We start from the raw sequence: 23,657 nt of genomic DNA, 5'->3' as shown, positions 1-23,657 counted from the left end.
GTTGTATTGTGGTAACAGGACACACTGCGAATTATCATAACAAAGATTAAGACTCTAAACTCGTTGATAACTCCAGCCACTCATCCTCAAGTTGTTGAAGGCTATCATGCACATCATTACGCTTTTTAAGTAAGTCCTCTAATTTGGTTTTTTTACTTGCATCCTCATAAAGGTCGCTATCACTTAGTTTATTATCTAAATCTTCTAATTGCTTTTGCTGATGCTCCATTAGTTGTTCTAATTTTTTTAGCCTATTTTGAGTAACTTTTTTCTCTTTGTAATCATTATTAACCGAAGCTGTGGTGGCTGTTTCTTTAATCGCATCTTTAGATTGCAGCCAAGAGTAATAATCATCAAGATCCCCGGCAAAGGCTTGAACCTTTTTTTGGTACACCAAATAAAAATCATCCACGGCAGTTTTAAGTAGATGTCGATCATGGGAAATAAGAATTAAAGCACCTTCATAACTTTGTAAAGCTAATTCAATTGCCGAACGCATTCCTAAATCTAAATGGTTAGTGGGCTCATCTAATAATAAAAGATTGGGCTTTTGCCATACTAGTTTTGCTAAAGCTAAGCGTGCTTTTTCCCCACCCGAAAAGTGATGAATAGCTTGCACCGCCATGTCGCCTACAAAATTAAAACCACCCAAAAAATCACGAATATTTTGTTCACGAGCTTCGGGAGATAATGCTTGTATTGTATCGACTGGGCTTAAGTTACAGTCTAATTGTTCCAACTGATGTTGGGCATAATAGCCTATTTTTAAATGTGGTGAGCGATGAATCTCGCCAGTTAGTGGAGCTAAAGAACCTGTTAGCGTTTTAATTAACGTGGATTTACCTTCCCCATTCGGTCCTAATAGTGCGATTCTATCACCTGGATTTAGGGAGAGATTGATTCGCTTTAAAGTAGCCGGATGATTTGCATAACCCGCATCCACTAAAGTGCATTGTATTAAAGGATTACCGGCACGTGGACAATTAAAAAACTCAAAAGAAAAAGGAGAATCTGCTTGTGCCGCAGCGATGATTTCCATTTTTTCTATGGCTTTGATTCTACTTTGTGCCTGCTTGGCTTTAGTAGCCTTTGCTTTAAAGCGATTTACAAAACTCATCATATGGCTGATTTTAGCTTGTTGACGCTCATGCATGATTTGTTGTAAAGCTAATTGTTGCGCATGGATGGTTTCAAAACTAGAATAATTACCGGCATATAAATTTAATTGTTTGTTTTCCACATGGACGATATGAGTGACAAACGCATCAAGAAATTCTCGATCATGAGAAATTAAAATAATGGTACTTGGGCTTTGTTTTAAATAGCGTTCCAGCCAAAATATCGCCTCCATATCTAAGTGGTTGGTAGGTTCGTCCAGTAAAAGCAATTGCGCGGGTTTCATTAAACAACGCGCGAGGCTTAACCGCATCCGCCAGCCACCAGAGAAGCTATTAACGGAGTCTTGTTGTTGAGTACTCGTGAAACCAAGGCCTGACATAATCGTTGCTGCTTGAGAGGGTTTACTATAGCCACCGGTTTGATTTAATAATTCATGACATAGTAGTACTTCTGCATCATGGCCAGTTTTTTCAGCTTGAGTTAAGCGGTCTAATAGCTTAATGTATTCTTCATCGCCACCGAGAACAAAGTCCAAGGCCTTTTCAACACTATCTGGCAATTGTTGAGAAAGATGGCTAATCGTCAATTGAGGGTTAATTAAAAATTCGCCTGTATCGGCGAGCATTTTTCCCAGCAGAAAATCAAATAAAGTGGATTTACCGCAGCCATTATGACCAATGAGTCCAATTTTTTGTTTTTCATAAAGACTAACACTGGCTTTTTCAAGGAGTATTTTATTACCTCTAGATAAGGTAATTTGACGCAAGCTAAGCATAGAAGAATTATTAAAGTAAAATTATATTTTATCATTATTTCTGCTTAACCTGCACTCAAATATGGTTATTAGCAAGTTTTAAAGGTTAAGGAAACGCTATTTAGAGGATCTTCTAGTACTTCATCTCGCTTATTTTTCTTGCGCTCCTCTTCCTGGGCATTGCTTTCTCTTGGGTGTTTACGTTTGTGAGAAAAAAATAGAGGTGAAGCGGAGTGGGTAGATGCAGAGGCAGCGGCCTCTAATTCCATATCAGAAAAGAACTTCTGGTATTCAACGTTGTTATCTCCAAAAAGAAGTGCTTCATGCTTTTCATCGGTATCATAGGTTATTTGATTAATAGTGTCTGGCTCGATTGCAAAAAAAGGCTCATGCTCCTCAAAGGTTTTATCTCCAAAAAGCAAGGCGTCTTCGTCATGGTTGTCCTCACTTGTCACAAATGAATGCAGGTATTCAGATAATTCATCCTCATCAATATCGCATAAAAGGGCATCGAGTCCTGTAGTTGAAGTGGTGGTGAGTGTTAGCTGAGTGCTTCCAGCGGTTATTACTTGGTCATGCCTACACATTAATGGCTCATTATGCTTGGGTTGCTGAATTTTTTTAGCTCCTCCGGTCCTTGCTGCCAGGGTACAAATGAAGTCTAGGCTATAAGCTTGAGTTAATAACTGGGGTGTGTGCTTTAATACCGCTGCTAGAGCCTGGGCGCCCCATTTATTCGCGGCAAGAGTAACTAGTTGTCTTGTTGTAAAACCTAAATGATGCAGCCGATTAAAAGAGCGTAATAGAGTATCTAGGGCCTGCGAACCTCCATCGTTTGCTAAGATACGCAACACCTCTTCAACCTGGAGATCTAGCGACGCCCATGATTTTTTTTGAGCTTGTAAAGTCTGGGTGTGTTTGATGTAGGCTTTCAACTTGTTGGCGTTACCACCATGAACCAAGAAGCGTAGCACGTCCTCGACCTTGAGGTTTAATGAAGCCCAGGATAGGTTTTGCGCCTGTAAAGCCTGGATTTGTTCGCTGTAGGCCTTCAAATTGCGGGAACCACCTGGGTGCGCTAAGAGTCGCAACACACTCCCCACATTGAGCTCTAGTGAAGCCCAGTTTTGATTGTTAACTTGTAAAGCCTGGCTTTGTTCGATGAAAGTTTTTAAATTTTTAGATCCACCATCGTGCGCTGCGAGTTGATAAATTTGTTGGGGAGTAAGTTCGTTTTTTATCAAGTCATCATGGAGATCAAGGAGGGTGGCTATTGTATTTTTAGACGATTTTCTGAAGATTAGGCGATTAATTTGTTCTTCTGAATAAGCACTGTTTCCCTTGCTGTTTTTTTTCTGCTCTAAATTGCCTTTTTCGGCAAGAAAACGGGTACGCGTCAAGTTGAACTTTCTACAATAGGCGTCAATTTCAGCATCCGATAAATTAATCATTTTATAATTAGTCATGCGATGTAAATCCTCAAAAGCAACACTGCTTTGGTTATTCTACGATGCTTACAGCATGTAGCTTGCGGGTTTAAACAATTCGTCCTCTTTTGTCTTTTTGCTCTCATCTTCCTTGGTATTGCTTTCTCTTGGGGATAGTTTACGTTTGTGAGAAAAAAATAGAGGTGAAGCGGAGTGAGTAGATGCAGAAGCAGCGGCTTCTAATTCCATCTCAGAAAAAAAAGTCTCGCGGTTATTACCGAAAAGAAGTGCTTTATGTTGTTCATCGGTATCATAGGGTATTTGAGTAATAGTGTGGTTCTTGATAGCAGAAAAGGGCTCATGCTCCTCAGCTGTTATATCCCCAAAAAGCCGGGCGTATTCTTCTTCGTTGTTCTCACTTGTTGCAAATGAATGCAGGTATTCAGATAATTCATCCTCATCAATATCGCATAAGTAGGCATCGAGTTCTTTAGTTGAACGGGCGTTGAGTGTTAGCTCTTGGGACCTTCCGGTAGTTACTTCATCATGCCTACACGTTAAAGATTCATTATGCTTGCTTTGCTGAATTTTTTTAGCTCCTCCGATCCTTGCCGCCAGGGTACAAATGAAGTCTAGGCTATAAGCTTGAGTTAATAACTGAGGGGTATGCTTTAAAACAGCGGCTAGAGCCTTAGCGCCTCCTTTCTTCTTGGCAATAGTAATCAGCTGTCTTGTTGTAAAACCTAAATGCCGTAGCTGATTAAAGGAGTCTAATAAAGTGTCTAGGGCTTGCGAACCCCCATCCTTTGCTAAGATGTGCAATACCTCTTTGACATTCAAGCCAAATACAGTCCCGGATAGGTTGTGAGCCTTTAAAGCCTGGGTTTGTTTGATATAAGCCTTCAAATTGCGGGAACCACCATTATGGGCTAAGAGACACAGCACATCATTAACCTTCAGACTTAATGAAGACCAGGATAGGTTTTGAGCCTGTAAAGCCTGCGTTTGTTCAATGTAGGCTTTAAGATTGTTGGAGCCTCCATTATGTGCAGCGAGTTGATAAATTTGTTGTGGGGTGAGCCCGCTTTTTATCAAGTCATCATGGCAATTAAGGAGGGTTTGGATTGTTTTTTTAGACGATTTTCTGAAGATTAGGCGATTGATTTGTTCTTCTGAATAGGCGCTGTTTCCTTGGCTGTCTTTTTTCTTCTCTAAGTTTCCTTTTTCGGCAAGGAAACGGGCGCGAGTCAAGTTGAGCTTGCTACAATAAGCAGCAATTTGGACATCCGATAAATTAGTCATTTTATGATAAGTCATTCGATGGAAATCCTCCAAAGGAATATCGGTGGTGTTTTGATAATATGATTATCAATGGAGCCGTATGATTCGATATTAAGCATTCTATCAACTTAGATAAAAAAATCAATTTTGATTGGTTTTAAATAAATTGAGATTGGAAGGTTAACGCGTTTGCTTGAAGAAGTAATGAGCGCAAGCTGAGCGAGGATAGATGGAAAAGTAGGGTGGGTTTGAGGTAACTGGTGGATCATTAACACAGTGATTATTAATTTAATATTGATTGAAAAATCTATTTTACTAATTAAGATAAACGACAGGAATTATCTTAGGATTTTTCAGTCTTGTTTATTGTTTTCTTTTGTGCTGATTGATAACGGGCTTGTTTTTCAATATCGATATAACGATCGGTTGTTGCACTTGAGCTATGGCCTGCATCATCACGGACATGTTCTCGTGGTCTTATTTTAACATCCTCCGAAATACCCGTATGGCGCAACCAATGCACTGTAGCTGCTGCAAGAGAGTCTGCCTCTTCATTCAAGCCTTTTATTCTTAACTGGGACTCCGCTAAATCAAAGCAACCTTGTACAATACGGCGAATAGGCGCTGTATCACTCATGGGACCATTGCCACGGATTCTGGGAATAAGCGGTGAGTTATCACCAGGGGAGGGAAGAGCGGTTAGCCCTAAGAATAAACGCCAACGAATTAAGCTATCTAACATGGCGTCACTTACGGCGATTTGTCGCTCTTTATTTCCTTTACCAACTGTTGTGAACCACCAATGACCATTACTGTCTTTAGCAAAATCATTCATGCTAGGTGCCCATCGATCACTAGCTACTAACTCAGAAATACGTAAATACATGCCAAATAAGAGACTCAAAATAAAACGAGTGCGCTCATGCTTCTCTGGGGATTCCGCGGCTAAAGTTTCTGCTGTAGCTAAAACAGTTTCCCATTGCACTAGACTTAAACGGCGAATAGGGGCATTTTGTTGGCGTTTACGAATAAATTTACTTTTTTGGCGGATTAAAGCAATGGGATTTGAAAGTAAATACTCTTCTGCAATAAGAAAATTAAAATAGGTACTTAAGATTGCAAAGATTTCTTGGATGGCACCCTGCGATAATTCAAATTGCTCTAAGGTAGGTCTTTGGCCATTTTTTGTGGCGGTTTTACTGAGAGTAACCACAAAAGGGCGCCATTCCTCATTAGGTACTCTAGTACCCTCTTTTTCAATAAAACGAGGAACTTTTTTGAGACTAATCCAGTTTTTAGGGGGGCTTTGACAAAAATAAAGGTATTGTTCTATATCCTCACGCTTTAAATGTTTCAATGTCGTTTGCTTAATCAGCCATGTCCATTGCAATAGACGTTCGGCTTCTCGACGGTAGCTATTAAATGTTCCTTGGCTACCCGTATAACTTTTTAAGAAGTTTAAACTGTAATTAAAGTCACTTTGAACATCAGGGTTGGGAAGCACAACATGCTCATGGTTTTTATGTAAATGATTTAAATTGTCAAAAAGTGGCAAGAGTTTATATTTCATAGTTGAACGGTACTAATTTTGGAATATTTTGATGCTAAGGGAAAATAAGAAATTAATACATAACAACAAGGATGTAAACAAATATACTTAATACCTAGAGATGAATTTGTTCTCTTAAGTAGACAGATCAACCCCATGGGTATTATTAATATTACCCATTGAATATAAAAAAAATACATCTTAATTAAAAATTACAAAATTAAAAATAAAAATTTAAAATTAATGCAAATAAGTTATTGACCTTAGGAAAAAGCCCTAGTATTATCTGCGCTCTGTCCTTGGGACGGATATGACGGGGTGTAGCGCAGTCTGGTAGCGCGCCTGCTTTGGGAGCAGGATGTCGGGGGTTCGAATCCCTCCTCCCCGACCAACTATGCGCCCGTAGCTCATCTGGATAGAGCATCGGCCTTCTAAGCCGAGGGTAGCAGGTTCGAATCCTGCCGGGCGTGCCAGCTCATGTGCAGTGATTTAAAGTTTTATGGTGAGCGTAGCTCAGTTGGTAGAGCCCCGGGTTGTGATCCCGGTTGTCGTGGGTTCGAGTCCCATCGTTCACCCCAAGTGTAAAAAATTTGTAGTCGAGCGCTAAAGATTCATCTAGGTCTTTACAAGATTACAGTACTGATTGATAATCCAACCTGATATGCGAAAGTGGCGGAATTGGTAGACGCACTGGATTTAGGTTCCAGCGGGGCAACCCGTGAGAGTTCGAGTCTCTCCTTTCGCACCATTTCATTGATAAATTCCAAGAGGTGAATGAATGCAAGTTTCTGTTGAGACCCTAAGTGGTTTGGAACGAAAGGTAACAGTTTCTGTGCCTACAGAGAAAGTTGAGGAAGAAGTGAGCCAGCGTCTCAAAAGTCTTGCTCATAAAGTTAAAATAGATGGTTTTCGTCCTGGAAAAGTCCCTTTTAACGAAGTTAAGAAACGTTATTCTAGTAGTGTTCGCGAAGAAGTTGCTCGTGAAATGGTGCAATCTACTTTATACGAAGCCTTACAAAAAAATGAATTGATTCCTGCTGGCTATCCTTCGGTTGAGCCTGAGCAAATTGAAGCAGGTAAGGATTTCAAATATACTGCTACTTTTGAAATATTCCCCACTTTTGACATTGTTGAACTTAATCAAGCTCCAGTTGAGTTAACTAAATCAGATGTTACTGAGAAAGATGTTAAAGAGATGCTTGATAAGCTACGTGAGCAAAACAAAGAGTGGCATGAAGTATCCCGTGCAGTAAAGAAAAATGACAAAGTAACTATTGATTTTGAAGGTTTTCTAGATGAGAAACCCTTTGAAGGTGGCAGTGCCAAAAATCATGAATTAGTTATCGGTTCAGGCGCTATGATTCCCGGTTTTGAAGATGGTATTATTGGTGGGAAAAAAGATAAACCCTTTGATATCAAAGTTACCTTCCCTGAAGATTATGGCCATGAAGGGTTAGCGGCTAAAGAAGCTGTGTTTAAAATTACCGTTCACAAGGTTATGGAAGGAAAATTACCTGAGCTTGATGATGCTTTCGCTGAAAAATTTAATATCAAAGAAGGCGGGATTGAGGCTCTTACTAAAGATATCCAATCTAACATGGCTCGAGAGTTAGAGCGCCGTGTTGGTATGATGAATAGAGAAAAACTATTTGATGCCTTGATGGAAGTTAATAAAGTTGACTTGCCTGTGGCTTTAATAGACAAAGAAATTGAACATTTAAAACATGACATGTACCACCGTATTTTTGGTCATGAGCATCACGATAATGAAAAAATTCCTGATTTCCCAAGAGAGTTATTTGAAGAACAAGCAAAACGACGTGTTCACTTAGGATTACTCTTTTCTGAATACGTGAAAAAGCACAATATTACCGCTGAGAAAGAAAAAGTTGAAGCGATGATTGATAAATTTGCTAGTGCTTATGAAAGCCCAGATGAGTTACGTTCTTGGTACCATAACAGTAAAGAACATATGGCTGAAATTGAAGCTTTAGTTATGGAAGAGGTTGTTGCAGATAAAATAGCTTCTGATGCAAAAGTGAGCTATAAGAAAATGGATTATGATTCAGTGATGAATCCTAAGAAAGGTACCGAAGAAAAAGGAGAGTAAAGTATGCCAGGCTATTCAGATAACTTAATTCGCAATGCCAGTGGCCTCGTGCCAATGGTAATTGAGCAAACTTCCCGTGGAGAGCGCTCATACGATATTTATTCACGCTTATTAAAAGAACGAATTATATTTCTTTTGGGTGAAGTTGAAGATCATATGGCTAATCTAGTGGTCGCTCAGTTATTGTTTCTTGAATCTGAAAATCCTGAGAAAGATATTTCTTTATATATTAATTCTCCAGGTGGTGTAGTGACTGCTGGTCTTGCAATCTATGACACCATGCAATTTATCAAACCTAATGTAAGTACTTTGTGTATAGGTCAAGCAGCGAGTGCCGCTGCTTTGCTACTCTGTGCTGGAGCTGATGGTAAACGTTTTTGCTTACCTAATGCACGTGTTATGATTCATCAGCCTCTAGGCGGTTATAGAGGTCAAGCTACTGATATTGAAATTCATGCACGCGAAACTTTAGCAGTTAGAGAGCGTTTAAACTCTATTATGGCAAAACATACTAAAAAGACTCCCGATCAGATTATGCGTGATACAGAGCGGGACAATTTTATGAGTGCCACACAAGCAATGGATTATGGGTTAATTGATAACGTAATTTACGACAGAGATTTAACATCTAAGAGTTCAGATTAATCAGGCTAATTTTACATACTCAGCTCTTTCGAGCTGAGTTTATTTTAATAAATTGGCATATCTTTTTCTGATGAACTAAAATTTTACATCTATATTACTTAATTATTTAGTAATTGTTGTAAGAAGGGGTTTGGTTATGAGTAAATCCGGTAGCGGAAGTGGAGATAAAGTTCTATATTGCTCTTTTTGTGGCAAAAGTCAGCATGAAGTAAAAAAATTAATCGCAGGACCTTCGGTATTTGTTTGTGACGAATGCGTTGAGTTATGCAATGATATCATTCGGGAAGAAACTCAAGAAGTTCATGAAGAATCCGAAACCCATTTACCTAAACCAAAAGAAATTTCATCATTCCTTGATGAATATGTAATTGGTCAAACGCATGCTAAAAAAGTATTATCTGTAGCAGTATACAATCATTACAAACGCTTACAGCATAAAAGCGATGATGGGGTTGAATTAGGTAAGAGTAATATATTATTAATCGGTCCTACAGGCAGCGGTAAGACGCTTTTAGCGCAAACTCTAGCTCGCATTTTAAATGTTCCTTTTGCCATGGCAGATGCTACCACATTAACTGAAGCTGGTTATGTGGGCGAGGACGTAGAAAATATTATTCAAAAATTATTACAAAAGTGTGACTATGATGTGGATAGAGCACAACAGGGTATTGTTTATATCGATGAAATTGATAAAATTTCTCGTAAATCGGATAACCCTTCTATAACTCGAGACGTTTCAGGTGAAGGCGTACAGCAAGCATTATTGAAGCTTATTGAGGGAACTGTCGCGTCTGTTCCTCCTCAGGGCGGTAGAAAGCATCCGCAACAAGAATTTTTGCAAGTAGATACTTCTAATATCCTCTTTATTTGCGGTGGTGCCTTTGCTGGTTTAGAAAAAGTAATCCGCGAACGTAATGATCAATCAAGCATTGGCTTCTCAGCACAACTTAAAAATAAGAAGAACTCGGGTGAAGAAGTATCCAAGGTTTTAACCCAGTTAGAATCAGATGATTTAATTAAATTTGGTTTAATTCCAGAGTTTGTTGGTCGTTTGCCCGTTATTACTACTTTACAAGAGCTAGATGAAGCAGCCTTAATCGATATCTTGACTAATCCTAAAAATGCTTTGACTAAGCAATTTATATCTTTGTTTAAAATGGAAGGTGTAGACCTGGAATTTAGACAAGAAGCTTTAGTGGCTATTGCTAAAAAAGCATTAGAGCGAAAAATGGGTGCTCGTGGTTTAAGATCTATACTTGAAAATATCCTTTTAGACACCATGTATGATCTACCTTCATTAGAAGGTGTGAATAAAGTTGTTATAGATGAGAGTGTAGTGAGTAATTTATCCAAACCCATTCTCATTTATGAGCAAGATGAGATAAAGAGTGCAGCTGGCTCTAAAGAATAAGTATCTATAATTTCCATGTTAGATTTAATTCTAACATGGAAATATCATCTCTTCTTCCTCAAGTGACTATTCTAGTAGCTGATTTAGCTTGCTTATGCTGGATGGTTACTAACTAAGATTCTAATTTAGGTTCTAGGACCTTAATTATGGGGTAAATCTGGAACGTCCTAATTTTATTCACGATTATACAGGCAGTGAGCACTTTAATAGTCTAAAATAAGGTTATCTTTTTGAAGGACATTTGGCTAAATGATAATAATCAATCACTTAGCTTATTTTTAACGAATTGTTCAGTGGTATTAATATCTGTATACTCCTAGTAATATAAGATCTATAACTAAGTTTTATTGAATAAGGGTCATTATGTCTATTGAAAATGAAATTGTATCGCATGAAGCAGGGGCAATGTCTCATTTACCCGTTTTACCACTAAGAGACGTAGTAGTATACCCACATATGGTTATCCCCTTGTTTGTTGGCCGAGGTAAGTCCATTAAAGCACTGGAAGCCGCAATGCTTGATAACAAGCAAATCTTCCTGGTAGCTCAGCGCAAATCAGCTAATGATGATCCCTCGCCAGAAGATATTTATGAAGTTGGAACTTTATCGAGCGTTTTGCAACTATTAAAACTTCCCGATGGTACAGTAAAAGTTCTAGTGGAAGGTGAGCAGCGTGCTAGGGTGAAAGAATATCACCAAGACAAAGGCTATTTAGAAGCAACCCTAGAAGCAATAGCGGATGCTAATGAAACATTAAAAGATCAGGAAGTAGGCATTTTAATGCGCTCTTTGATGTCTCAATTTGAACAATACATCAAATTAAATAAAAAAATTCCTCCAGAAGTTTTATCCCCTTTAGCGGGAATCGAAGAACCTGGCCGATTAGCTGATACCATTGCAGCACATCTGACGCTTAAAGTAGATGATAAGCAGGATCTGTTAGAAACTGTAGATGTTGGTACCCGTTTAGAGCGACTAATGGCCGCTATAGAGGGTGAAATTGATCTATTACACGTAGAAAAAAGGGTTCGCGGCCGGGTTAAACGGCAGATGGAAAAAAGCCAACGTGAATATTATTTAAATGAACAAATGAAGGCTATCCAAAAAGAATTAGGCGAGCTTGGCGAAGAGGGTAGTGAAATAGATCAATTAGAAAGCTCTATTAATAAAGCCGGAATGCCAAAAGAAGCTAAAGAAAAAGCACTGGCTGAGCTGCATAAACTAAAAATGATGTCGCCAATGTCCGCTGAAGCCACTGTCATTCGTAATTATTTAGATTGGATGCTTTTAGTACCATGGAAAAAACGTAATAAAATTCAATTCGATTTACTCAAAGCAGAAAAATTATTAGATAAAGAACACCATGGTTTAGAACAGGTTAAAGAGCGCATTATTGAGTATTTAGCAGTACAACAACGAGTTAAACGTTTGAAAGGCCCTATTTTATGCTTAGTAGGTCCTCCAGGGGTAGGTAAAACCTCTTTAGGTCAATCTATTGCTAATGCAACAGGACGTACTTTTATCCGTATCGCTTTGGGCGGTGTACGTGATGAAGCTGAGATTAGAGGCCACCGAAGAACTTACATTGGATCGATGCCAGGTAAAATCATCCAAAAACTTTGCAAAGCTGGAGTAAAAAACCCTTTAATTATGCTTGATGAAGTAGATAAGATGGCTATGGATTTTCGAGGGGATCCAGCATCTGCTTTGCTTGAAGTTCTAGATCCAGAACAAAATCATACGTTTAGCGATCATTATTTAGAGGTTGATTATGATTTAAGCGATGTAATGTTTATTGCTACAGCAAATTCATTGGAAATTCCTGCGCCTTTATTAGATAGAATGGAAGTTATCCGTTTAGCAGGATATACAGAGGATGAAAAAGTAAGCATTACTGAGAAATATTTAATTCCGAAACAAGTAGTACTCAATGGACTAACGAATCAAGAGATCACCATAAGTGAAGCTGCAGTGCGCGATATTATACGGCATTATACCCGTGAAGCAGGGGTACGTAATTTAGAGCGCGATATAGCGAATATTTGTAGGAAAGTCGTTAAAGAAATTCTTTCGAATAAAAAAATTAAAAAGATGAATGTGACAGTGAGTAATCTTGAAAAATATCTCGGAGTGAAAAAATTTAGATATGGGCTTGCGGAGCAATTTGATCAAATTGGCCAAGTAACAGGCCTGGCTTGGACCAGTGTTGGTGGTGAATTATTAACCATTGAAGCTTCAATAATGCCAGGTAAAGGTAAAGTCACCCATACTGGGCAACTCGGTGAGGTGATGCAAGAATCAATTCATGCTGCGATGACTGTGGTTCGGAGTAGAGCTGATAAATTAGGATTAAGTGCTGATTTTTATGATACGCATGATTTCCATGTGCATGTTCCTGAAGGGGCTACTCCTAAAGATGGACCTAGTGCTGGTATTGGAATGTGTACAGTCTTGATGTCTATTGTTACCCAAATCCCTGTAAAAGCTGATGTGGCAATGACCGGTGAAATTACCTTACGAGGCCAAGTCTTACCCATAGGTGGATTAAAAGAAAAACTTTTGGCAGCTCATCGTGGTGGAATTAAGCATGTAATTATTCCAGATGAGAATGTGAAAGATTTAGAGGAAATACCGGATAATGTCTTGCGCAAACTGAAAATTCATCCAGTGAAGACTATAGAACAAGTGTTAGAGCTTGCTTTACAGCGTAGCCCTTGGATAGAAAGTTCAGAAAATACACAAGATGCTGTTATAGTTGATAAAAAAGCAAAAAAAATTAAAAATAATGATTTACATACCCATTAAGAACGGGTATATTCCTTCTCGTTGACCCGCTACAGGCGGGCAGCAGCAAGGATGTGAAGACACTTGACTGGAGCAGTTCAATCTGTTTAAATCAGCTCTGGATAAGGATGATTAACAGTAAAGGGGAAAAGATGAATAAGAGTGAATTAGTTGATGCTATGGCAAGCGGCGCTGGTTTAACAAAAGCAGACGCAAGCAGAGTTCTTGAGACTTTTATGGCTACTGTTACAGATGCCCTAAAAAAAGGTGATCAAGTTGTAATACCTGGGTTTGGCTCTTTCTCTACAGGTAATCGCTCAGCTAGAACTGGAAGAAATCCACAGACTGGTAAAGTGATACAAATTAAAGCATCAAGAGTAGCTAAATTCAAAGCAGGTAAGAATTTAAAAGAAGCTGTACAAGAAGCTTAAGTTTTTCGGGTGCTTAGCTCAGCTGGGAGAGCATCGCCCTTACAAGGCGAGGGTCGTAGGTTCGATCCCTACAGCACCCACCAAAAATGGAGTGGTAGTTCAGTTGGTTAGAATACCGGCCTGTCACGCCGGGGGTCGCGGGTTCGAGCCCCGTCCACTCCGCCACGATTAACGCACCGCAAGGTGCGTTTTTTTTACTCATCAGCTGCAATTGTAATCATACGAGTGAATGAAACTGCGTCCGGATGGAATAATCTTTTTCTGTGATGATGGGGCATTGCTAAGCAATTTGCTCAAGCTTAAGCAATCTATAAGGATAATGATTTTACTAGTTTCAAGCTGAGCTTAGGTAGCGCTGCACAGATTGATTCCATTATACAGCAACATTAATATTCTGCCCCAAATTAGAAGGAAGATTACTCGCTGTGGGGGTTTTAATTGAATTAATCAACTGTAAACTAGCGCTCGCTTCTGAATCAAGAGCTTTTTTTAAAATGGCCACTCCTGCTTGCTGGGCTAATGAACCAGGTGACGTTGCACTTACTGCACTGGCAATGCTTGAAACATCCATAATTCACCATCTTATTTAAAACTTAATAATATATCGCCCCTTTTTTATATAACTTTAGAGTTTTTTGAAAAGATAAGTCTGGGGATGGATATCTATCCCAAACTAAGGCTATGAGACTTTCACTATAAATGTAGGCACTATAATTTTTATTACTCTAGTTTATCGACTTAATAATTACTTAAGTTATCTGATGTATGATGCCGTTAAATTTGATGGGATAAATGCTCATTAGGTTGCGAGTTAACAGGGTTAAATTGTTATTGTGTTCTTATTTTTTACCATAAAAATTGATAAATAGACTGTCCTTGAGTGGGAGACGTTATTACGTTAGAATACGCTCGCACTCAAGGCACTTAACAAAAATGGATCATGTAACATGTTACAGAAGTTAAACGAACGCATACAAGGTGTTGTAGCTTGGCTAGTAATAGTATTGATTGCTATAACCTTTACTCTTTTTGGTGTGGATTATTATTTACAAAGTCACCAAACTTCTAACGCCAAAGTCGTGATTAATGGTCAACCCTTAACCAATCAAGCCTTTGAGGTGAATTATCGTCGTGCTCGCGCTCAAGAAGATCTTGCACAATTGACTGCGGCTGATGAAAAGAACTTACAAAACCAAGTGTTAGATCAGATGGTTACGAATGAAGTAACCGTTCAATCAGCTCGTCGTAATGGCTTTGAAGTTGGGCCTGAGCAGGCCAATGCTGCGATAGTGAAAATTGCTCAATTTCAGGAAGACGGCCATTTTTCGAGTGAACGTTATCAACAAGCCTTAAATGCAGCCTTATTTACCCCGGAAAGCTTCCAGAACGAAGTGCGCCAAGGGATGTTACTCAATCAACAACGTTTTGCTTTCATGGGAAGTTCATTTGCCTTACCTTCAGAGATTAAACGTTTCGTTCGATTATATATGCAGACCCGCGATTATGATTATCTGACTATCCCGCTTGCAAGCTTAGAGAAGCAAATTACTATTTCTGCAGACGATATAAACAAATATTATAAAGAACACCAAAAAGAGTTCATGTCTCCGGAACAGGTCAGTGTAGATTATGTGACCTTATCGATGCGCGACCTCCGCTCCAAAATAAAAATCTCTGAAGATGATATCAGTCGCTATTATAACGAGAACCAAAGTAATTATTTAACTCCCGCCCAATGGAAAGTTGCTCATATTTTATTTGCAGTTCCTGAAGGTGCTTCGCTTGATGAAAAGGAGGAAATCAAAAAGAAAGCAGATAGCGCTTATGCTCAATTGCAAAAAAATCCTCAGGATTTTAAGCAATTACTCTCCCTGTCTGATGATAAATTATCCTTACCTGAACAAGGTATTCTTCCTTGGATTGTTGCAGGCCAAAGTGAATACAGTAAGTTATTATCTCCACTAACTCAAGCAGGTCAAATTTCAACACCCCTTGAAACAAAGCATGGCTTTGAAATTTTTAAATTAATTGATTACAAGCCTGTTACTACTAAAAATTTAACTGAAGTTAAGTCCACCATTGAAGAGCAATTAGCTGCAGATATGGTGCAGGCTCAATATGCCCAAGCCTTAGAACAGCTTACTGATTTAAGCTATCAAACTCCTGATTCCTTAGCGCCAGTAGCCGAAGCCTTAAATTTAAAAATTCAACACTCACTTCCTTTTTCTAGAGCAGGTGGAACGGAAGATCTGAGTAAAAATAAGCAGTTAGTTAACACCGCTTTCAGTCATGATGTAATGGAGTTAGGAAATAACAGCGAGCCGATTCAATTAGACAATGATTCGGTGGTGGTCTTGCGTGTAAAGGATCATATTGCTACTAAAGAACTCCCCTTAACCATGGTCCAAGAACAAATAAAAACTCTTTTGCTAAAAAATGCTGCAGAGATTAAAGCAAAAGAAATTGGCAAGAATTTATTAAATCCCGTCGAAGATCAAAAACAACGCGATTTAATTGCTGCCCATCAACTAAAGTGGAGTTCTGTAGAAAAGGCCTCTAGAGATGGTGAAAAATCCAATAATTTAGTTAATGATTTAGCCTTTAATCTTTTACGACCTGAAAGCCGTGATGGAGTCACTTTAGAGAACGGTGATTATGTTGTGGTAAGACTTAAGCACATTAATGATGGAACATTAGGTGCGCTGGATAAGGAGCAAAAAGATAGCTTGATTCAGCAAATCGAAGCGAGCTATGGGATGATGGACTATGACTTATATGTAAATAGTTTAATTAACCATGCCCAAATAGAGAGGCACTAAAGATGTAGGAGTAATAAATGCCAAATCGTACTAGCAAGTTTACAGATAATAATCTGAAGTTGTTTTACGGGAATTTATTAAACCATTACAAGGAATGCACCAAACGATTTGGTAGTAGTAATGTAGAGGCAGTATATAGAGAGTTGTTTTTAGCAACCCAATATGCTGTCGAATCTCCTCAAGGAAGCTTGAATCATTTACCCCGTGGGGAAAAAGAGAAGGTATATACGGCCTTTCATACCATCTTTTATGCCTTGCCGTTGTTTGCTGGGCTCTCGCCAGATAAACAACGTAGCTTTAACCCGCCGAGATCTCCTTATAATTATCTAATCAACACTTCCCCACAATATATATACAACTGTTCAGATCCAAAGCTCTTCAACTGGGTAGAATTAAACGAAAATTTAAATCCCAACTCCTCCCTCCTGCACAGACCCACTCTTATAAATAAATCAAATAAATCCACCCATTCCACGGCATTATGGGCAGCAATGATCATTACTGGTTTGGTTTTTTCGGCCGCTGCCGCTGCATTAACCGCCTGGTATTACTTATTTCACCAATTTATTAACAGTGCAGAGCGACTTTGGTATAACGAAGGTTGGATGCGCGCAGTCTTAATGTCATCAACAGCTTTGACTTTTAGTTCACTAGCAACGACGCTTACCTTACTCTTTGCTGCTGAGCCTATTGTACTAGTTGCTCTAGCCTTTAATATTAGTCCTGTTGGTATGCTTATCGCTGCCGGCATTTGTGTGGCAAGTGTAGGTGCAGGTCTCGGTGCTTTTACCATGAATTCAATTTATGATTTTGTTGAAAAAAGATCGAATAAACGAGCTATTGACCCGTCCGAACCCTTACGCTTTGCGGTAAGTGAAGATGAAGAGGATGCTCTAGTTGAAAAGCAAATTGATCCAGTTAAAGTGAGATGCGCTTTAGCAGCAATACGGATTGAAATAAATCGTGTATTACACAGCGAAGAGGCTTTACCTTCTTTTTTAAACCGTCATTTTGGAAACAAAAAGAATAAGGATACACAAGCCTTGTTACAAACAGCGCGGGCATTACGCAGAGGGGATATCACCGAAGCAACTATTGGTGATCTAAAATTTGACTGTAGGTATTACGAGCAGCTGCGCAAACAAGAAACAGTTGTAGTCCACCCCAAATCCGGTTTATATCCTAGTTTATTTAGTCCGGAAGAACTATCAATGACTGGATGTGCTATTCCTCCTCCTCAGTTACGTTCTCCAGAACTAGTATCCATCTAAATTAATGAGAGAGGTATACTACCTCTCTCAAATTTCAATCAAATCATTCAAATAATACTTGTTATTCTAATCTCTACTATACTGATTGTATGGATGTAGATGAAAATGTTTAAAAGATAAATTAGTGTCTTAAGTGGATTTAAATCAGGAGTAGGTAGTAAATATGCGAGCATAATAAATTTAATTATACGGAGAGCGATAAATGGAGAAATTGACCCGTGCCATGTATGGCATTGTTTGTGGGCTGACAGTGGGCAATGCTATATGCTCAACCTCTACAGGTAGTGCTTTTGAAGCGCTTAAAACAGTAAAAAAAAATAGTAGTGAAACCTTGCTAGACATGACCATTCATGATGCTATCGCTAAGTTATCAGCAGCCTTTCAAGTTAAAACCTCAGCTATCCAGACTGGTTGTATAGTTAAGGACAGTAAAAAACTTTGTCTCAAATCGGATGCTATGGCAACGATTCCTACTCCCTATGCCACTGCCGATGCAATGACGCTACCTGCTTTTGTGGATGCAGTTATTTACAGCCAGGCCAATTTTTTAGGAAGTAGTACACTACTGGCCTCATCATCCGCTGCGACAACCTTACCCCTATCAGGCTTAACACTCGGCTCAATTAAATTAATACGTAAAGCCTGTTTATATTATAATAAAAACTATACCGGTTCTATGAGCTGTGATTATGAACAAAGTGGGGCCTCAAGCACTATTCCTTTAGGATTTAATTCTTTGAAGTTGGCTTCAGGTATTTGGATTGAAGCTTTTCAAAATAGTGATCGTTCAGGCTTCCACCTTCCGTATAGTCAGGCATCAGCACAGTTGCTAGATGGTACGAATTTCTTTTCCACCCGTCCTATAAGTTATGTTATCTACAGTCAAAATGAAGCCGTGGATCTGGTTCATGTAAACCCTCCACCCAAAAAATAGAGTACGGCATGGTGGAAAATGGCGGTAAGATCATGGATTTCTCAACTGCAGGCTATATGGGAGGAGGGGTTGCACGCCCCATTGTGTTCCCCGTAATTACCCTAACAGCTCCGAAGGATCCTACTGTTGATGCTGGATTAATAATCCAACAAGCTATTGATGAACAGGCTAAACAACCGCTTGTTAATGGTTTTAGGAATGGGGGTTCTATTTTATTAAGTGCAGGCACGTGGAATATAGCTAGCACCATAAATATTAATACCAGCGGTATTGTACTGCAAGGAGATCCTAATGGAGCTACTGTTTTTGTAGCCCAAGGAGAGCCTAAGGTATTGTTCCAAATTGGTGCGAAAACTGCTGACCGATTAGAGACTAAAAAATACACGATTAGCGATAGCTATGTGCCTTTGGGCGCAGAGGTAATTAATCTTGATAGTACAAGCGGTTTAAAATCAGGAGATTCAATCAGTATTCAAATTCCAGTGACTGCTGAGTGGATTGCTTCGATGGGTATGGATAAGCTAGTACGTGATGGAGCGCCTCAAGTATGGTTAACGCCAGGAAGTAAGATTTCTATTGACCGGGTAATAAAAAATGTGAACTCTTCAACTCAAATTACCTTGGATGCGGCCTTACCACAACCTATTGATGCTTTGTACACACAATCCTTGGGGGGAGCATTTATAAGTAAATACACCACCAATAATCGTATTTCGCAAGTAGGCCTTGAGAATATTCAGGCTCAAGGTGCTTTTCTTAACGTACCTATTTCCTCTCCTCTGTGGAGCTTTGCTTCTATGAATAATGTCGTCGATGCATGGATGGAGAATATCCAAATGACGGATTTTGGTGGCGGAGCAGTGAGCTGTAATAAAAGATGCCAACGAATTACGTTAAACAATCTTTCAATTGCACGCTCTCAGTTGCAGCCAAGTACGGATGGTTCTGCAGCGGATTTTAACTTATCGGGCTCTCAAGTACTTATTCGGAATGCATCCATGTCGAGTCCGCAGTTACCCACAAGCAATGGAGGTAATTATTTTTTTGTAATGTCAGGATCTACCGTGGAGGGGCCTAATGTAATTCTTAATATGACTCAGATCAGTGGAAATAGAGGCAGCATACAGCCCCATATGCGCTGGAGCGCCGGGCTTTTAGTAGATAATGCGGTGCTTCCTAATGGTCGGGTTGAATTTATGAATAGAGGAAACATGGGATCAGGGCATGGCTGGACTATTGGCTATGGTGTCATATGGAACTCTATTACTAATAGTTTTCATAACCAAACTCCTCCTGGCTCAAATAATTGGGCTGTTGGCGTTTTAGGAAAACCAAGTCCTAAAAACTTTGATGGTAATTGGGGCACTGCTTTGCATCTAGGAAGTCTTTATAATGAGGTGCCTAGCTTATATCTTTACCAACTTAACGAGCGTTTAGGGCTGGATGCCTTACGTTGGTAGGGGTCTAAATTACTGTAGTTTTGGGGTAAGAGAAGCCTGTCTACAATTGCGGTAAGCCTATTTCAGCAGCTCCTCCGATAATATGGGTTAGGAGCTTAAAGCCACTAGGCAAGGTTTAAATGCCTTGCCTAGATTTATTTTCTATGGTTTCTTAAACTTGATCTCTAATAATATTGAACTATATGTTTAAAATATGATCTTTGTTATTGGAAAATATTATGCCAAGAACCCCATTATTTCCACCAAACGGTGTTAGGGCTGAAATAATTCAAGGTGAAGTCGGTAGCTGCTATCTATTAACGAGTTTAGATCTTGCTTTAAATGTGGTGGAGGGGGGAAGAGATTTAGCGAGACAACGTTTTATTGAGTATCCTGATGGTTCAATTGGAATAAAAATTCCCCGTAATCGGCATTCTTCCCATCTAGATCCTGCTGTTATTGGCTCCCGATATATTTTAGACAAGCGCGATCCTAATTTTGATGAATGGATAATACCTAAAGCTGAGGTGGATCGAATTGATAGTGATAGCAGAGTACCCAAACGAGGGGTATCGAGCAGCAATTGTTTGGCAGTAAAACTTTTAGAACGTTTAAGTACCTATTATTACGTAAAACCCCCTCGAGTGGCCGGAATTGGGGAAAGTATTTTAGCCCACAATCATATGGGACGTGGCGAGCGCTATTTAGACACCGCACCTGGTTTTGTTGCTACCCTAATGGGTATGCATACAGACAAGCTATTTGGTGATCATGACATGGTTTCTAGATCGAACAATTTTAACAGTAACATACAAAAGCTTATCCACCTCAAACAAATTAATCCCAATTCTCCAGTTTACATTGAGATGAATTATGGTCAACCAGATGCCTTTGGAAGAATACATAGCGCCCATGCATTAAGAGTCGATAAAATAACCCCACATCCCAGCATTCCAGGAGAGTATGAGTTTCATTTAGTTAACCCCTGGGATAATTCGCCAACTAAAATTGAAAAATTCACGATCGCTGAATTAAAAAGGCGGTCAGCTTGGTTCAGTCATTTTAGTATGACACCAACGCATGCTCTGGTGACTAATCTCTTATGCCAATGCGATGTAGAATTAGGAAAACGTGCTCATACCAATAGACATTTAATGAATGCCTTATTGATGGTGAGTTATTACAACCACCCCATAGACCATTGGATGTAAGCGATGTGCAATTTATCGGTAATTTACATAAAACCAACCCAGAGCTTTTCCCTATTCTAGAAAAGCTGCTCGCTGATCCAAATCAACGTGCTTTTGTTTGTAATAATATCCATTACTATAAGGGCAATCCCTCCCATTTTATTCAAGCCTTAGTCGGTCAGTTATTAGCTCATCCTGATCCAAGCTTACTAGCATCTTTGCCTATACAAACAACCGCCGGAGCCTTATATAGTTTTGGAGTCCATGCTAGATCATCCAATAATTTAGTCATGCAAGCGCAATTATCATCACCTACTTTTATAAAAGTATTTTTTGATAACGCAGTTAAAGAAATTACGGCCTTAGGTTATAGCCACTCTGCAGTTAAAGACCAAATTGAGCGAGAGTTGATGAACTGCTACCTAACCGGTAGTCTAAGTGAAGTAAAAAATTTGCATTTTAAAAATTTCCTTAGTGCCCATATTTTTAATATTGCCCAGGCTTGTCAGGTACTGCCTGTTTCAATTCAAAACTCAAAAATGCTCGATTATTTTTTAACAACGACTAATGCGATTAAGAGCGATTTACTTACTAAGGTGGCAGCAATAAATCCTGCTGCTATCGATAGCGTATTTATTAATGATTATTTTACCCGGAGTCTTTGTGCTAATCCGAAGGTGCTCTTTGAAGGTTTATATAGATTAAATAGCACTAATCCTGCTCTGGCCAAATATTTAACCGAAATTGCGCAACAGCAAATGGATGCTTTTCAACCGGGCTCCTCTGCTGGGTTTAAAAATGAAGTCTCCCGTAATGGTCCTGCCCATTTAGCTAGTTGGTTAACTGGTGAAAATGAGCTACAGGCAAGAGTTGCAGCCCAAGCAGTTATTGACAGGATCGCTGCGCAAATGAATGCAATGCCTGTAGTTTTTTCTGATGTTAATAATCGGGTAGCTATTAATCGCACTGCTAGTTATTTACGTACTCAGGCTGCGACTATCCTCAGTGCATTTGAATATCAAAATGCAAAACAAACACTTAATTTATTATCCGATCCACCAGAGGTTTATCATGCCTATATGGCAAAGTTAGAGGTAATTAATAGGGAATACAATAGACATTTAATTAATTGCAACCAACAAGAAGCAAGAGCTGTGATCGCAAAACATATTGATGATGTACAAAAATTTATTCCAAATACAACCGGTACAGCAAGAGAAATGGAGGAATCAGCGAGCCGTTTAAGGGCTATGCTTAATGAGCCTAAATATGTAGAAGCTAAACGTACTTTAGGTATGACCGCTGATCCCACAGAAATAACCCAGGCATTTATTGAAAAATCGCAAGCTATTGATCGGGCAATTGCGGAGCGAATTAACGCTGAAAAACCTCAGTTTGTGCAACATATCCAAGAAGAAGTTTCAGCTTCGCTACATAAAGCGAACAAAAAAGGGCCAGTGGAACTATTGAAAGCTTTTGAGCGCTTTAAAGATCAATATGAAGATCCTTACGGTGATGGCCTACTTAACATAAAAGAAAAAGAGAAATTATTTAAAGAGCTTACCCCTGAGCGCGTGATGAAATTAGCTGCCAAAGTTCAAGAAATTCATCTATTGAAGGATGACGATTTATTAAAAGCTCTTGAGCAAGCTAAAGCTCCCCTGCGTAAAGGAGTTCCTATCTCAGCTGAGATGGCGAAACTTTATGAGTTTCTTGACGTGAATGTAAAACCGCAAGTTTTGAGCTCAAAAGAACGAATTGCTCATTATGTAAAAGATATAGAAGTTCTGCATGTTCATTTTAGGGATGCCGGTACGAAAACAGAAATAAATGCCCGTAAAGAATTTTTATTAGCCGCACTTAATAAGTTAGCACTCAAACCAGAGTATGCTTCGATCAACGATAAGGCCGAAGTGGTCGCTGCTCGACAGGCTAAAACAGAGCAAATTAATAACATGGCAGAAGGCCTCATTAAACGGCTTATTGCAGGATATGAGGCACAAATTAAAACTTTTCCCATCCAATTCAGCGGCAATGCTACTAATGTTCAGGAGCTGCATAGAGAGGCTCGACAATTAAAACATCAACTAAACGATATTGTTAATAAGGCAATAAGGGATTTAGGCGAGCTCCCTCCCTCTTTACAGGAGGCTCGGCGTCAAACTGAGGAGCGTATAGATGCTGCGACTAAGCATGAACAATTAGCTTTTAATAAAGTAGAGGCAGCAATTGATTTCAAAAAACATGTTGCACACCATAAGCATGATTTGGGTACTTTTGAAAGGCATCTTATTGAAGTTGAAAAAATGGTGAAACGCGTTGAAGTAGAGCATCCAGCGAAGTACTCACATGCGAAAACCTTATATGATGCTTTAATAACTCATGTTACGCACGGTCAATTTTAAGCTGCCATATTTTTAAGCTCCTGCCAAGCAATCTGGTTCGCTCTAAGAATCAATTTGTACTTAATAGCAAAGTGATTTAAATGAGTTT

Annotated in this window: 16 protein-coding genes and 6 tRNA genes; 17 read left to right on the top strand and 5 right to left on the bottom strand. The window is 39.2% G+C overall.

The window, feature by feature from the left end:
- Positions 1 to 46 precede the first annotated feature (46 nt).
- From ELY15_RS02595 to ELY15_RS02580, 4 genes are all read right to left on the bottom strand, one after another.
- Positions 47 to 1,894 (bottom strand): ABC-F family ATP-binding cassette domain-containing protein, encoded by a 1,848-nt coding sequence (locus ELY15_RS02595; protein ID WP_127098093.1) that lies wholly within the window; start codon positions 1,892 to 1,894, stop codon positions 47 to 49.
- Between the two features lie 68 nt (positions 1,895 to 1,962).
- Positions 1,963 to 3,339, bottom strand: a complete 1,377-nt coding sequence (locus ELY15_RS02590; RefSeq protein ID WP_127098092.1) for a hypothetical protein — start codon at positions 3,337 to 3,339, stop codon at positions 1,963 to 1,965.
- 48 nt (positions 3,340 to 3,387) lie between these two features.
- On the bottom strand, positions 3,388 to 4,617 hold the full coding sequence (locus ELY15_RS02585) for a hypothetical protein (protein ID WP_127098091.1): 1,230 nt from the start codon (positions 4,615 to 4,617) through the stop codon (positions 3,388 to 3,390).
- 307 nt (positions 4,618 to 4,924) lie between these two features.
- Positions 4,925 to 6,151, bottom strand: coding sequence for a site-specific integrase (locus tag ELY15_RS02580; RefSeq protein WP_127098090.1), 1,227 nt, complete (start codon positions 6,149 to 6,151; stop codon positions 4,925 to 4,927).
- A 293-nt stretch (positions 6,152 to 6,444) separates the two neighbouring features.
- Here ELY15_RS02580 and ELY15_RS02575 point away from each other — a divergent pair.
- From ELY15_RS02575 to ELY15_RS02525, 11 genes are all read left to right on the top strand, one after another.
- A tRNA-Pro gene (locus tag ELY15_RS02575) sits at positions 6,445 to 6,521 on the top strand.
- 5 nt (positions 6,522 to 6,526) lie between these two features.
- Positions 6,527 to 6,603, top strand: a tRNA-Arg gene (locus ELY15_RS02570).
- 29 nt (positions 6,604 to 6,632) lie between these two features.
- Positions 6,633 to 6,708: transfer RNA gene (locus tag ELY15_RS02565), tRNA-His, on the top strand.
- Between the two features lie 85 nt (positions 6,709 to 6,793).
- Positions 6,794 to 6,878: transfer RNA gene (locus tag ELY15_RS02560), tRNA-Leu, on the top strand.
- A 30-nt stretch (positions 6,879 to 6,908) separates the two neighbouring features.
- Complete coding sequence (tig, locus tag ELY15_RS02555) at positions 6,909 to 8,240, top strand: trigger factor (protein WP_127098089.1); 1,332 nt, start codon at positions 6,909 to 6,911, stop codon at positions 8,238 to 8,240.
- A gap of 3 nt (positions 8,241 to 8,243) precedes the next feature.
- Complete coding sequence (gene clpP, locus ELY15_RS02550; protein ID WP_127098088.1) at positions 8,244 to 8,885, top strand: ATP-dependent Clp endopeptidase proteolytic subunit ClpP; 642 nt, start codon at positions 8,244 to 8,246, stop codon at positions 8,883 to 8,885.
- Positions 8,886 to 9,021: 136 nt separating this feature from the next.
- Positions 9,022 to 10,296 carry an ATP-dependent Clp protease ATP-binding subunit ClpX gene (gene clpX / locus ELY15_RS02545; RefSeq protein ID WP_199744152.1) on the top strand — a complete coding sequence of 425 codons (1,275 nt, stop codon included), beginning with the start codon at positions 9,022 to 9,024 and terminating at the stop codon, positions 10,294 to 10,296.
- Between the two features lie 363 nt (positions 10,297 to 10,659).
- Positions 10,660 to 13,101, top strand: coding sequence for an endopeptidase La (gene lon / locus ELY15_RS02540; RefSeq protein ID WP_127098086.1), 2,442 nt, complete (start codon positions 10,660 to 10,662; stop codon positions 13,099 to 13,101).
- Between the two features lie 131 nt (positions 13,102 to 13,232).
- On the top strand, positions 13,233 to 13,511 hold the full coding sequence (locus tag ELY15_RS02535; protein ID WP_199744151.1) for an HU family DNA-binding protein: 279 nt from the start codon (positions 13,233 to 13,235) through the stop codon (positions 13,509 to 13,511).
- Positions 13,512 to 13,518: 7 nt separating this feature from the next.
- Positions 13,519 to 13,594, top strand: a tRNA-Val gene (locus ELY15_RS02530).
- 5 nt (positions 13,595 to 13,599) lie between these two features.
- Positions 13,600 to 13,676, top strand: a tRNA-Asp gene (locus ELY15_RS02525).
- Positions 13,677 to 13,884: 208 nt separating this feature from the next.
- Here the strand turns inward: ELY15_RS02525 and ELY15_RS02520 are convergent.
- Positions 13,885 to 14,082 (bottom strand): YjfB family protein, encoded by a 198-nt coding sequence (locus ELY15_RS02520; RefSeq protein ID WP_127098084.1) that lies wholly within the window; start codon positions 14,080 to 14,082, stop codon positions 13,885 to 13,887.
- Positions 14,083 to 14,458: 376 nt separating this feature from the next.
- Between ELY15_RS02520 and ELY15_RS02515 the strand changes: the two genes are divergently transcribed.
- The 6 genes from ELY15_RS02515 to ELY15_RS02490 all read left to right on the top strand — a co-directional run bounded on the left by ELY15_RS02515 (position 14,459) and on the right by ELY15_RS02490 (position 23,569).
- Positions 14,459 to 16,330: a SurA N-terminal domain-containing protein gene (locus ELY15_RS02515; protein WP_127098083.1), complete on the top strand. Its 1,872-nt coding sequence runs from the start codon at positions 14,459 to 14,461 to the stop codon at positions 16,328 to 16,330.
- 17 nt (positions 16,331 to 16,347) lie between these two features.
- Positions 16,348 to 17,601 carry a hypothetical protein gene (locus ELY15_RS02510; RefSeq protein ID WP_127098082.1) on the top strand — a complete coding sequence of 418 codons (1,254 nt, stop codon included), beginning with the start codon at positions 16,348 to 16,350 and terminating at the stop codon, positions 17,599 to 17,601.
- A gap of 202 nt (positions 17,602 to 17,803) precedes the next feature.
- On the top strand, positions 17,804 to 18,535 hold the full coding sequence (locus ELY15_RS02505; RefSeq protein WP_127098081.1) for a hypothetical protein: 732 nt from the start codon (positions 17,804 to 17,806) through the stop codon (positions 18,533 to 18,535).
- A 32-nt stretch (positions 18,536 to 18,567) separates the two neighbouring features.
- Entirely contained in the window at positions 18,568 to 19,995 is a 1,428-nt protein-coding gene (locus ELY15_RS02500; protein ID WP_127098080.1) for a hypothetical protein, read from the top strand.
- A gap of 218 nt (positions 19,996 to 20,213) precedes the next feature.
- A complete protein-coding gene (locus ELY15_RS02495) occupies positions 20,214 to 21,185 on the top strand; it encodes a hypothetical protein (protein ID WP_127098079.1) in 972 nt (323 codons plus the stop codon).
- 5 nt (positions 21,186 to 21,190) lie between these two features.
- A complete protein-coding gene (locus ELY15_RS02490) occupies positions 21,191 to 23,569 on the top strand; it encodes a hypothetical protein (protein ID WP_158617401.1) in 2,379 nt (792 codons plus the stop codon).
- Positions 23,570 to 23,657 lie beyond the last annotated feature (88 nt).

It is taken from the genome of Legionella sp. km772, from assembly GCF_003989735.1.
Classification (GTDB): Bacteria; Pseudomonadota; Gammaproteobacteria; order Legionellales; family Legionellaceae; genus Legionella.
This window is presented reverse-complemented; position numbering and strand designations above follow the sequence as displayed.

Excerpts from the sequence above, each read along its gene's own strand:
- ELY15_RS02595 (WP_127098093.1), bottom strand. The coding sequence starts at position 1,894 with ATGCTTAGCTTGCGTCAAATTACCTTATCTAGAGGTAATAAAATACTC.
- ELY15_RS02590 (WP_127098092.1), bottom strand. The coding sequence starts at position 3,339 with ATGACTAATTATAAAATGATTAATTTATCGGATGCTGAAATTGACGCC.
- ELY15_RS02585 (WP_127098091.1), bottom strand. The coding sequence starts at position 4,617 with ATGACTTATCATAAAATGACTAATTTATCGGATGTCCAAATTGCTGCT.
- ELY15_RS02580 (WP_127098090.1), bottom strand. The coding sequence starts at position 6,151 with ATGAAATATAAACTCTTGCCACTTTTTGACAATTTAAATCATTTACAT.
- tig (WP_127098089.1), top strand. The coding sequence starts at position 6,909 with ATGCAAGTTTCTGTTGAGACCCTAAGTGGTTTGGAACGAAAGGTAACA.
- clpP (WP_127098088.1), top strand. The coding sequence starts at position 8,244 with ATGCCAGGCTATTCAGATAACTTAATTCGCAATGCCAGTGGCCTCGTG.
- clpX (WP_199744152.1), top strand. The coding sequence starts at position 9,022 with ATGAGTAAATCCGGTAGCGGAAGTGGAGATAAAGTTCTATATTGCTCT.
- lon (WP_127098086.1), top strand. The coding sequence starts at position 10,660 with ATGTCTATTGAAAATGAAATTGTATCGCATGAAGCAGGGGCAATGTCT.
- ELY15_RS02535 (WP_199744151.1), top strand. The coding sequence starts at position 13,233 with ATGAATAAGAGTGAATTAGTTGATGCTATGGCAAGCGGCGCTGGTTTA.
- ELY15_RS02520 (WP_127098084.1), bottom strand. The coding sequence starts at position 14,082 with ATGGATGTTTCAAGCATTGCCAGTGCAGTAAGTGCAACGTCACCTGGT.
- ELY15_RS02515 (WP_127098083.1), top strand. The coding sequence starts at position 14,459 with ATGTTACAGAAGTTAAACGAACGCATACAAGGTGTTGTAGCTTGGCTA.
- ELY15_RS02510 (WP_127098082.1), top strand. The coding sequence starts at position 16,348 with ATGCCAAATCGTACTAGCAAGTTTACAGATAATAATCTGAAGTTGTTT.
- ELY15_RS02505 (WP_127098081.1), top strand. The coding sequence starts at position 17,804 with ATGGAGAAATTGACCCGTGCCATGTATGGCATTGTTTGTGGGCTGACA.
- ELY15_RS02500 (WP_127098080.1), top strand. The coding sequence starts at position 18,568 with ATGGATTTCTCAACTGCAGGCTATATGGGAGGAGGGGTTGCACGCCCC.
- ELY15_RS02495 (WP_127098079.1), top strand. The coding sequence starts at position 20,214 with ATGCCAAGAACCCCATTATTTCCACCAAACGGTGTTAGGGCTGAAATA.